The following is an 11,427-nucleotide window of genomic DNA, read 5'->3' on the forward strand; positions in this document are numbered from 1 at the left end:
TACATGGATTATTCACTTTTTTAATGGCAATTGAATAACCGTATACCCGATACTCAAGGAGGAACGAAATACATTGGATGAAGCCAAACCGATTAACCTGAATAAAGTAGCCCCACCGAGATTGGTCTGGGAACGACGTACAGCTGAACAACCTGCCGTTATTACCCATCGACCCAAAGAAGTTTCTGTACAAGCTTGGAACTTCGCTAGACTGGATCATGAACGATTCAATCAACCCTGGCATGAACGTTTAAGCGAAATTCGAAAAGGCAAAAACCCTCGTTAAGCACCGATCGGGAAATTTCGACTTCATTTTGAGGAAAACCTACATAAAATGCACGCTGAACGTGGACAGCAAAACCTTTTTTTAGTACGATATAAGCTAAGGATTTGCATGATATTGATTTCACATCATCAGTGCACCATAAAGTTGGAATGACCCGGGTAGGGGCAGACTTTGTAGATGACGACCGAGGGGGAGAAAGAATGCTTCATCTGGGAGAAAAAATCGTGATCGTCGCGGATGTTTTTGAGCAGAACCTTCCTATGGGAGAATACGGATATTTGATCGCTTATGATCGTAATCCGGATAATGCTTTTGATTATATCGTTCGAGTGCCACAGGCTAACCGCAACTTTTTCGTCACGGAAAAAGACATTGAGCCGGAAGAAAACGTACTGCGATTTCAAGCCGACCAAGTCGAACGTGCTGCATTGATCGATTACGCTTTGGCGACGCATAACGAAAAGCTGTTCTTTCAAGTGATGAACGGCGAAGACGAAGAGACGCAAGAAGCGGAAGCCGAAGCGGCTGCCGAGCCGATGACGCAAGCTGAGTTTATCAAAAAGATTAATTTGCGTGCATGGATTTAATGTCGGCAAAAGCCGACTTTTGATGAAGCCGGCTTCTGCCGGCTTTTTTCTGTATGAAAGGTGAGGAGAAGCAGAGGCTATCACTTTGGAGCGGTCTAGATTTTTGCGAGTTGCTCACCTATAATGGGGACGTTAAGGAGTTTCAGCACTTTACCTCTTTAAACGATAGGAGAATCGAATATGAAAATCACAGTAGAGCAAGTTGAACACGTAGCAAAACTAGCACGGTTGAACGTAAGCGACGCAGAAAAAGAAATGTTCGCTGAGCAACTTAGCGATATTTTGCAGTACGCAGAAAAGTTGAATGAACTGGATACGGAAGGCGTAGAACCGACCACACATGTACTTCCGCTACATAGCGTTATGCGTGAAGATGAAGTCAAGGAAAGTTTGTCGATCGAGCAAGTGCTGCATAATGCACCTGAAGACGAAGACGGTCAATTCCTTGTTCCCGCAGTTTTGGATTAATCTTAACTATTTAAAAGAATGAACGATCAATACGGAGGTGCGATAGTGACATTGTTCGATTTGAGTCTTCAAGACATTCAAAAGCAACTGCAAGCCGGCGAATTATCCGTGACTGAGCTAGTCAAGGATTCGCTGCAACAAGTAAAAGATAAAGATGAGAAAGTGAAAGCTTTTTTGACCGTGGATGAAGAAGGTGCGCTTCAAGCAGCAGCCAAGCTGGATCAAAAGCTGGCTTCTGGTGAAGAGCGCGGGTTGCTTTTTGGCTTGCCAGCAGGGATCAAAGACAATATCGTCACGCAAGGTCTGCGTACGACTTGTGCCAGCCAATTTTTGCGTAACTTCGATCCGGTCTATGATGCGACCGTGGTTAGCAAATTGCGCACGGAAGATAGCATTACGATCGGTAAGCTGAATATGGACGAATTCGCGATGGGCGGTTCGAACGAAAATTCCAGCTTTGCTCCGGTACGTAACCCATGGAATACAGATCGTGTACCGGGTGGTTCTAGCGGTGGTTCGGCTGCGGCGGTTGCGGCAGGCGAAGTTTTCTTCACGCTTGGTTCCGATACAGGCGGCTCGATTCGTCAACCGGCTTCGTATTGCGGCGTTGTGGGACTAAAGCCAACTTACGGCCTTGTTTCTCGTTTCGGTTTGGTTGCTTTTGCTTCTTCACTCGATCAGATCGGACCGCTGACGCGTACCGTTGAAGATTCAGCTTATGTATTGCAAGCTATTGCCGGGCACGACGATCGCGATTCGACCTCGGCTAATGTGACGGTACCTGATTATACGTCTGCTTTGACAGGGGATATCAAAGGTCTGCGCGTTGCGGTTCCAAAAGAATATATGGGCGAAGGCGTCGATCCGCAAGTAAAAGAATCGGTGATGGCGGCGATTTCTCAGCTCGAAGCACTTGGCGCGACTTGGGAAGAAGTATCGCTTCCACATACAGAGTACGCACTTGCTGCTTATTACTTGCTGTCTTCTTCGGAAGCTTCATCCAACTTGGCACGTTTTGACGGCGTACGTTATGGCGTTCGTGCCGAAAATCCTGAGAATTTGCTGGATTTGTATTTGAAATCAAGAAGCGAAGGATTTGGCGACGAAGTGAAACGCCGGATCATGCTCGGTACGTATGCGCTGAGTTCCGGTTACTACGATGCGTATTATTTAAAAGCGCAAAAAGTCCGCACGCTGATCAAGCAAGACTTTGATAACGTGTTTGAGAAATTCGATGTGATCGTAGGGCCTACAGCGCCGACAACCGCATTTGCAATCGGTTCGCAAACGGATGATCCGTTAACGATGTATCTGAACGATATTTTGACGATTCCGGTTAGCCTTGCAGGGGTTCCGGCGATTAGTATTCCTTGCGGTTTCGTAGATGATATGCCGGTCGGTCTTCAAATTATCGGTAAGCCGTTCGACGAACAGACCGTATTACGCGTCTCGCATGCGTTCGAGCAAAGTACCGATCATCACAAACGCCGCCCGCAGATTTAATCTCGTAAGCCGAAGAAGGAGGAATCGCCTGTTATGTCTACCGTACAATACGAAACAGTGGTCGGGCTCGAAGTTCACGTCGAGCTGCACACCCATACCAAAATTTTCTGCGGATGTTCCACAGCATTTGGAGCACCGCCGAACACCCATACTTGCCCAGTCTGCCTCGGTCATCCTGGCGTATTGCCGGTATTGAACCGTCAAGCCGTTGAATATGCAATTAAAGCCGCTACGGCGCTGAATTGCAAAATCGCCGATGTCAGTCATTTTGACCGCAAAAACTATTTTTATCCCGATTCACCGAAAGCTTATCAAATCTCCCAAGCGGGTCGTCCAATCGGAGAGCATGGTTGGATCGATATCGAAGTAGACGGTAAAACCAAGCGAATCGGAATCACGCGTCTGCATTTGGAAGAAGACGCAGGCAAGCTGACGCATACCGGAGCTTTCGGTTCGCTGGTCGATTTTAACCGCGTGGGTACGCCTTTGATCGAGATCGTTTCGGAACCGGAAATTTCTTCGCCGGAAGAAGCTCGCGCGTATTTGGAGAAAATGCGTGCGATTATGCAATACTGCGAAGTATCCGATGTGAAAATGGAAGAAGGTTCGCTTCGTTGTGACGCGAATATCAGTCTTCGTCCAGCAGGGCAAAAAGAATTCGGGATTCGGGCGGAGCTCAAAAACATGAACTCTTTCCGCGGTGTGCAACGTGGCCTTGAATACGAAGAAATTCGCCAAGCCGAAATTCTCGACGAAGGTGGCATCGTTATCCAAGAAACACGCCGCTGGGATGAAGCCAAAGGCGTTACGCTATCGATGCGCGGCAAAGAAGAAGCGCACGATTATCGGTACTTCCCAGACCCGGATCTTGTTTCGGTAGAAATTAGCCAAGAATGGAAAGAACGTATTTTGGCTTCGATTCCTGAACTGCCGGATGCTCGTAAAGCGCGTTATAGCGCAGATTACAGTCTGCCTGCTTACGATGCACAAGTCATTACGTCGTCTAAGCCGCTTGCAGATTTGTTTGAAGAAAGCTTGAAGTATACGAATGACGCCAAATCCGTGTCGAACTGGATGATGGGCGACTTGCTCGGTCATTTGAATACAAGCGGACTCGAATTGACTGCTGTTCCGATTACCGGTCAAGGTCTGGGCGAACTTGTCGGTTTGATCGAAAAAGGAACGGTTAGCAATAAAATTGCAAAAACCGTGTTCAAAGAAATGCTGCAAAGCGGCAAGCTTCCGCAGCAGATCGTTGAAGAACAAGGGCTTGTTCAAATCAGCGACGAAGGCGCGATCAAAGCGATCGTAGTCGAAGTCGTAGCCGCGAATCCACAATCGGTTGAAGATTACCGCGCAGGTAAAGATAAAGCGATTGGCTTCTTGGTAGGTCAAGTCATGAAGCAAAGTAAAGGCAAAGCAAATCCAGGGCTTGTAAATAAATTGCTTATAGAGTTGCTGCAAGGCTGATGAACGGGCATCGTTAAATCAGGACGCGTTCGCTTGCGAACGTGTCCTTTTGTCTTTTTATCTATTATTACGGCTGTATAAGCGAATATTCGAAATTCGGTTAATGATAGAAAAGAAGTAGGGAGGATCGGGATGATCGATAAACTGGATATGTCCAATGAATCTTTAGTCGAAGAATTATTTCAATTGCAACAGATCGCTTACCGACTCGAAGCACAATTGATTGGATTTGAAGAAATCCCGCCGCTTGCCGATACAATCGCGACTCTAAAACGCAGCAGCGATATTTTTTATGGCTATACCTCAGAAGAAGGTCGGTTGATTGGCGCAATCGCCGTGGAAGAAGAGTTTCCCGGAGAATTAACATTGACTCGTATGATGGTACATCCTGATTTTTTTAGACAAGGGATTGCTACACGGTTGATCGCGTACATCTTTTTGCATTATCCGAATTTCAAAACGTACAAAGTCTCGACCGGTACAACCAATGAACCTGCAATGCGTCTTTATCAAAATTTTGGATTTGTTCCTTTTCGCAAAGAATATGTAGCTCCCGGGGTAGAGTTGACTACCTTAAGAAGACAAGCGGATCCAAAAGCGATAAATAGATAGATTTTTTAAAAGAAGGAGCCAAACCTTGATGACTAATCCATGGGTGATCGATAATACTCATATTTTGCTACGTATCTTATGCGCTGTATTGCTTGGCGGGCTGATCGGTTGGGAACGTGAACGCTCAAGTCACGCTGCTGGGCTTCGTACTCATATTCTTGTGTCTGTCGGCTCGGCATTAATTATGCTGCTTTCGATGTATGGGTTTGTCGCATTTGTCGACCAACCTAGTGTACGTGTCGATCCGGCGCGGTTAGCAACAGCCGTGATTTCGGGTATAGGTTTTCTTGGTGCAGGAACGATTCTGTTTACGGGTAAATCGATTACGGGTCTGACCACAGCCGCTTCGCTTTGGGTCGTTGCAGCGATAGGGCTGGCCGTAGGAGCCGGATTTTATTTTGCCGCGATTTTAACCACACTTCTTGTTTTTTTAACGTTGCTTTTGCTGAATATCGTCGAGCAACGTTATATTCGTGGACATCATCGGCATGTTGTAACGATTCGAGGACGAACCGGTCACGGGTTAATGGAGAAAGTGTCTGACTTTATGAAAGAACGCGAAGTCCGTATTCGTAAAATGGAAGTGCAAGTCAAAAGCGATGCGCCCGATTCGATTATAGAAGGCGGTTCTGCGGCAGAAATTACGATGCACTTGATTTCGGAGAAACGTATGGACCCTGCCGAAATGACGCATCAGTTATTGAACATGCAAGGCGTATATTCAGTCGCAATCGAATAAGATCACTGACCCTACAGATAGAATGGCAAGAAAGGAGGCGGAAGTCGATGAAAAAAAAGAGTAACAGAGCAACAAAAAGCAAAAAGTTACGTCAAAAACGAACATTAATTGCTTGTGTGTTATCTGCGATCTTACCTGGAGCAGGGCATCTTTATTTAGGATTAATTCAAAAAGGCATTTCTTTTATGTTGGCAATTCTGCTTGTTATCGAAGCTTTGCTATATTTTTCGGCAACAGGCATCAAAATAAATGTTCCTTTATTAATTTTACTAGGCTTAACGATTCCAATTGTCTATTTCTATAATCTATATGATGTCCTTCAAGCGACTGATCGGGTGAATGAACGCCGACGAAATGTTGAAAACGATTTTCGGAATTGGCGTAAAAGTATGAGGTTTGCTTTGATTTTACTTGGAGAAGGCGCCATACTCCTTATTTTGCATAGTCGTCCAATCTGGTTCAGGCAGCTGCTTGATCTTTATGCAAAAGAAACCGTCGCTATTCTTTTACTTCTACTAGGTTTAACTTTTGCGGTTGTACAAACATTTGGTATACGCAAAATGTTCAGAACCCATTCGGCTTCTTCTTTATCATCGACCTCGGTAGTCGCCGCAAAGGAGGGCAAAGATGAATCCTAAAATTCGAATCGGGCGATGGACAGCAGCTTTGTTATTGATTTGTGTAGGCGCCTTGCTGTTAAGCGATGAACTTCGTGGACGCGATGATATGTTGGAGCTGCTTCGTTGGTGGCCGGCTATTTTTGTGCTTTGGGGAATTGAATATGTCGTGATGCTGCTTTTGTTTCGACGTCGCCGAGGCAGAGAGCGCCGTTTTCGGATTGACCTGATCGGCGTAGTGATCGCGGCTGCGCTCAGCGCATCGGTCTTCATCGTGACCCAACAAAATCATTACCTGCATTTGTGGAACCGCGTAAGTCTCGATTTAACAAGTTCCGGTATCGAATTTAGCGAAGCGGAAGGCAATAAATTTGCCAAGCCTTCTGTCGATTTGACGGCATCGCTTGAGTTGAACCGGCTAAGTATCGAAGGCATCAATGGAGATATTATTGTTCGTCGCGGTTTTTCAGATCGGATTCGCGTACGCAGTACGGTATGGGTCGATCAGAGCGAACCGGAAGAAGCTAAAGCAATCGCTGAAAAAACAGGCGTTCAAATTAAAGAAGGCGAGACGTTGGCAATTACAACCGATTCGCAAGGTTACGGAGCTTCCGGAAGACGTCAACCTCGGATTGATCTGGAAATTTTGCTGCCTCCTGAACGTGGGTTTGATATGGATATTCGAACAAATCGAGGTTCCGTTAATTTGAACGGTATACAAGCGCCGCGCAACATTTCGGTACAAACAGGCGGAGGTAATCTGAACTTTAGCAATATCATTGGCAATATTTCCGCTTCCACTTCAAAAGGCGGTGTTCAATTTGCAACAGTAACAGGTAACGTAAACGCGGAAACTCAACAAGGTGATATCGAAAGCTCGAATATATCGGGTGCGGTCGATTTGACGACGATGCTTGGCAATGTCACGGCTGTCAGTACGATCGGCGATGTTGCCGTAGATACACGTAACGGGAGTATCGACGTGAGCGGGGTTAACTTTGGATTATCCGCACAGACCTTAAACGGCAATATCACCGTAAACTCAAGAGTCGTACAAGGCGATTGGTCGGTCTACAGTGCTGTAGGACGTATCGATTTGACCTTGCCGGATGAAGGGAACTACCAGATGGAAGGGTCCAATGGATACGGCGATATCCGTAGCGAATTGCCTTTTGCGATTGAAGATCGAGTCTTGAGTGGCACATATGGAGACGGGAAGTTTACGATCAAAGTGGATGGGAATGGAGACTTGAACGTTCTTCGCAGTGATTGACACGTTGACAAAAAATATTCGAGAATCGTACAATGGAGAGTAATTCAAGGAAATACGGCGAGGAGGAGAACGGGATGACGACACGTGTACAGCATGCTTTGGAACAGTTGAAAATTAACGGTGTGCGCATCACTCCCCAACGACATGCCATTTTGACTTACCTGATGGAAAACATGGGGCATCCGACAGCGGACGAAATTTATCGCGCGTTGTGTCCACAATTTCCAAGCATGAGCGTCGCTACCGTTTATAACAATCTCAAAATGCTGATCGAAGCGGGGATGATTCACGAACTGACTTACGGAGACAACTCCAGTCGATTCGATGCGAACGTCAGCGAGCATTATCATATCGTATGTGAGAAATGCGGGAAGATCGAAGATTTCCATCACTCTTATTTGGCGGAAGTTGAACATGCTGCGGCAAGATCTACAGGGTTTACGGTCAAAGGACATCGTTTGGAAGTGTACGGAGTTTGTGAAGGTTGCAGTGAACATTGACGTTTGCTTACAATAAAGCGTGTGAAGCCTATGTGGCTTCCACGCTTTTTTTATAGCGTATTCTTGCAGGTTAAGCAGAAAGGTAGCGGTTATCCAGTGGCAGAATATAGAGCACGGCGCACACGTAGAACTTCAAAAAAGCGCTCCGGCAAAAAGATTGTACTCAGTATCGCCGTGTTAGCAGCAGCTTTTGGCGTATGGCAGTTACTTCCGAACTTTTCGCACGAACAACCGGAATGGAGCGGTCAAAAAAAGCCTATTTTTATAGAAGGACATTGGAGCAACTATACAGCAGTCGGTGATGGAGAGGATTTGAAGTTGCCTTTACCTTTTATCATCGAACAAATCAATACATATGCCTATAGTGACCCTGATCAAGACACCGCAATCTTTACGACTGCAAAAGACCTTCTGGTCATGACTCAAAATGCAGAAGAAGCACAGCTCAACGGCAAAAGTTACAGTCTCCATTCTTCTTTAGAAGAAATTGAGGGTGTGCTTTATGTGCCGGTAGAACCGCTAGAGCAGATATACGGAATTCAAATTGCCGAAGAAAGCTCAGAAGGCGCTGTGAGCGTGATGAAAGCTGGCGATCATTTTCAAATGGCGACTGCGGAAAAAGGCGGACTTTTCAGTTCACCCAAGCTTCGTAGCGAAAGCACGATCAAATCTCCGATTCGAGCCGAGCTAAATGCAGGTCAATCTTTACGTATTTGGAGTCAGGAAGGCGATTGGCTATATGCACAGACGGATCAAGGCGAATCGGGTTATATCCGTGCAAGTGGTGTGAAACTCGGAAAAGAAGAGAACATTCCGAAGCTTGAACTTCCTGCAAATGCAGCCGCGCAAAAATGGCAAAATCAAAAAATCAATTTGGCGTGGGAAGCTGTGTATGAACGCAAACCTAGCCCGGATCTAATCGAAGAAATGCAAGGCGTTAATGTGGTCAGCCCTACTTGGTTCGAATTGATTGATGATCAGGGAAATGTGAGAAACAAAGCAGATTCTAACTATATAGGACGTGCGCATAACCGGGGCAAAGAAGTCTGGGGATTATTCAGCAATGGTTTCAAAGCCGATCTAACCCGCGATATGTTAAGCGATTATGAGACGCGAGCCGTGGCAATTTCTCAAGTGTTGGGTTATGCCAAAGAATACAACTTGGACGGGATCAATCTCGATTTTGAAAATGTATATACCGAAGACCGAGCTGCATTCGTTGAATTCGTACGAGAGTTTACGGTACAAGCGCATCAAATCGGATTAACCGTATCTGTAGATGTGACCCCAAAATCGAATAGCGAAATGTGGTCGGCGTTTTTGGATCGACGTGCATTAGGCGAAACGGTTGATTTTATGATGCTCATGGCATACGACGAACATTGGGCAAGCAGCCCGGAGGCTGGTTCGGTCGCTTCACTGCCTTGGGTAGAAAAATCCATTAAACGTATATTGGAAGAAGACGAAGTACCAGCTTCCAAGTTAGTGCTCGGAATCCCCTTATATACACGGGTATGGACAGAAACCGAGCAAGAGGGCGAGATCAAAGTGTCTTCTTCCGCAGTAGGCATGGAAACTTCGCAGCGCCTAATCACAGAAAACAAAGCAAAAACCGAATGGCTTGATGATATCGGGCAACATTATGCAGAATACCAAGAAGACGGCGTTACCAAAAAAATCTGGTTGGAAGATGCACAGTCTTTGATGCGCCGAGTTCAACTTTCCCAAAAGTACGAACTTGCTGGCGTAGCCAGCTGGACACGGAGTTTTGCTTCGGCATCTGCCTGGAACATACTTGATGGGGTCAATAAAAAATAATTCGCTTCGATGCTTCTTAAGGCATTTAATGAAGAAGGAATGAACCGCCCGGCGTAGAATACAGTGTAACGGCAAAAAATCCATACGCTGTACTTTTTCTGCAAAACCGGGTGGCAACCTTCGCCTATAAGCAAGGAGGAATTTTGTTTGAGCCCTTTTACCTTTAACGATTTAATCCAACAAGACCCTATTCCTCTGGGAGCGGTTGCTTGTTATCGTCCCAACGAGAATTTTCATGGCGCGCTTTTGCAAGACTTTGATGTCCTTGTGTTTTTGATCTTTGATTCTCCTAAAGAAGACGTGCAAACGCATCATCGTATCGAAAACGGCGTTCATTATCATTATCTAAGTTTGCAAACCGAAGAGTTAAAACGATGGATCATTACTGGCGAAAACCGTTCATTAGTTCATTATTTTTTGCAAGGAGAAGTGATCGACGACGTGAATGGACAAATTCTGCATCTCAGACAACAAGTTGAGCAGTTTGAGCAGCCTCTTCAGAAACAACGTTTGTTTTTTGAATTTGCTCGTTTTTTGCGTAATTACGTAGAGGCAAAGCGGCATTTAACGGAAGGGCACGAAATGGATGCGTACTACAGCACTTTGAAAGCTTTGCATCACTGGGCATGTATCGAATTGGTTCAGCAATCTGTCTATCCCGAGAAAACGATCTGGAACCAAGTCAAAACCCACAGCGCACAAGTATACAAACTGTATGAACAATTGGCTTTCAGTCAAGAAACGCTAAGAGAACGTGTCGAACTTGTACTGCTAGCCTGCGAGTTTTCTGTGTTGTCCAAGATGGAAGTTTGTTCAGAGTTGTTGATTCGAGTTCTTCGCAGTCGCAAAATCCCGTGGAGTATCGAAGAGTTGGTTCGCCATCCCGATCTAGACTACGTGAAAAAAGAATTGCCTATGGTTGTGCGTAAACTCGTATATCGGTCGCTAATCAAACAATGGCCGCAAGAAGGCAAACTCAGCCCGCATAGCGAGGAAATAAGATACAGTGTACATTGAATAAATCTTATTTCGTAAAAAGGTTGACAGCAAGTTAGTATTCATGATAAATTAAATCTCGCCGTTCAAAAGCGTTGTGCTTTAAAGCGCCGTACAGAACGACTCACAAATCAAGCTTCGAAAAACTTTTTAAAAAAAGTGCTTGACGAACTGCTTGAAACTGTGATAGGATATAAAAGTCGCCGCTGAGAGATACGGCGGTCAACGAAAAGAACGAAACAAGAAAAGATTTGCTTCGTTTGCTCCTTGAAAACTGAACAGTAAGTGAGTCGCGATCATGCAGATGATCGTGAGAACAATATAGATTCTTGGGTAACCAAGAATCGCCAACGTTAGACATTGAGCACATCGTGCTTTCTTATTAAAGCCGATCTTCGGATCGCAACTTAATGGAGAGTTTGATCCTGGCTCAGGACGAACGCTGGCGGCATGCCTAATACATGCAAGTCGAGCGGAGTTCATGAGAAGCTTGCTTCTCTGAGACTTAGCGGCGGACGGGTGAGTAACACGTAGGCAACCTGCCTTTCAGTTTGGGAT

Annotated in this window: 12 protein-coding genes and 1 rRNA gene; all 13 read left to right on the forward strand. The window is 45.6% G+C overall.

Annotation, left to right across the window (positions count from 1 at the left end):
* Positions 1 to 73 precede the first annotated feature (73 nt).
* The gene (locus NOM90_RS17890; RefSeq protein ID WP_255943949.1) at positions 74 to 286 is read left to right on the forward strand and encodes a hypothetical protein; all 213 of its coding nucleotides are present in this window, start codon (positions 74 to 76) and stop codon (positions 284 to 286) included.
* 200 nt (positions 287 to 486) lie between these two features.
* A complete protein-coding gene (locus NOM90_RS17895; RefSeq protein ID WP_255943951.1) occupies positions 487 to 873 on the forward strand; it encodes an ATPase in 387 nt (128 codons plus the stop codon).
* A 180-nt stretch (positions 874 to 1,053) separates the two neighbouring features.
* Positions 1,054 to 1,341: an Asp-tRNA(Asn)/Glu-tRNA(Gln) amidotransferase subunit GatC gene (gene gatC, locus NOM90_RS17900; protein WP_255943953.1), complete on the forward strand. Its 288-nt coding sequence runs from the start codon at positions 1,054 to 1,056 to the stop codon at positions 1,339 to 1,341.
* A gap of 45 nt (positions 1,342 to 1,386) precedes the next feature.
* Positions 1,387 to 2,844 (forward strand): Asp-tRNA(Asn)/Glu-tRNA(Gln) amidotransferase subunit GatA, encoded by a 1,458-nt coding sequence (gene gatA, locus NOM90_RS17905; RefSeq protein ID WP_255943955.1) that lies wholly within the window; start codon positions 1,387 to 1,389, stop codon positions 2,842 to 2,844.
* A 33-nt stretch (positions 2,845 to 2,877) separates the two neighbouring features.
* Positions 2,878 to 4,314 carry an Asp-tRNA(Asn)/Glu-tRNA(Gln) amidotransferase subunit GatB gene (gene gatB, locus NOM90_RS17910; protein WP_255943956.1) on the forward strand — a complete coding sequence of 479 codons (1,437 nt, stop codon included), beginning with the start codon at positions 2,878 to 2,880 and terminating at the stop codon, positions 4,312 to 4,314.
* A 132-nt stretch (positions 4,315 to 4,446) separates the two neighbouring features.
* Positions 4,447 to 4,926, forward strand: a complete 480-nt coding sequence (locus NOM90_RS17915) for a GNAT family N-acetyltransferase (protein ID WP_255943958.1) — start codon at positions 4,447 to 4,449, stop codon at positions 4,924 to 4,926.
* A 28-nt stretch (positions 4,927 to 4,954) separates the two neighbouring features.
* Positions 4,955 to 5,665 carry an MgtC/SapB family protein gene (locus NOM90_RS17920; protein WP_255943960.1) on the forward strand — a complete coding sequence of 237 codons (711 nt, stop codon included), beginning with the start codon at positions 4,955 to 4,957 and terminating at the stop codon, positions 5,663 to 5,665.
* A 47-nt stretch (positions 5,666 to 5,712) separates the two neighbouring features.
* On the forward strand, positions 5,713 to 6,303 hold the full coding sequence (locus NOM90_RS17925; RefSeq protein ID WP_255943962.1) for a hypothetical protein: 591 nt from the start codon (positions 5,713 to 5,715) through the stop codon (positions 6,301 to 6,303).
* Positions 6,293 to 7,555 (forward strand): DUF4097 family beta strand repeat-containing protein, encoded by a 1,263-nt coding sequence (locus tag NOM90_RS17930; protein ID WP_255943964.1) that lies wholly within the window; start codon positions 6,293 to 6,295, stop codon positions 7,553 to 7,555. The genes NOM90_RS17925 and NOM90_RS17930 overlap by 11 nt, the downstream gene beginning before the upstream one ends.
* 74 nt (positions 7,556 to 7,629) lie before the next feature.
* Positions 7,630 to 8,055: a Fur family transcriptional regulator gene (locus tag NOM90_RS17935; protein WP_255943966.1), complete on the forward strand. Its 426-nt coding sequence runs from the start codon at positions 7,630 to 7,632 to the stop codon at positions 8,053 to 8,055.
* A gap of 96 nt (positions 8,056 to 8,151) precedes the next feature.
* Positions 8,152 to 9,873, forward strand: coding sequence for a glycosyl hydrolase family 18 protein (locus NOM90_RS17940; RefSeq protein WP_255943968.1), 1,722 nt, complete (start codon positions 8,152 to 8,154; stop codon positions 9,871 to 9,873).
* A gap of 147 nt (positions 9,874 to 10,020) precedes the next feature.
* Positions 10,021 to 10,890 (forward strand): nucleotidyltransferase-like protein, encoded by an 870-nt coding sequence (locus tag NOM90_RS17945; protein ID WP_255943969.1) that lies wholly within the window; start codon positions 10,021 to 10,023, stop codon positions 10,888 to 10,890.
* A gap of 386 nt (positions 10,891 to 11,276) precedes the next feature.
* Positions 11,277 to 11,427, forward strand: a 16S ribosomal RNA gene (locus tag NOM90_RS17950); the annotation flags it as partial.

The sequence above is a fragment of the Saccharibacillus sp. JS10 genome (genome assembly GCF_024436065.1).
Taxonomy (GTDB): domain Bacteria; phylum Bacillota; class Bacilli; order Paenibacillales; family Paenibacillaceae; genus Saccharibacillus.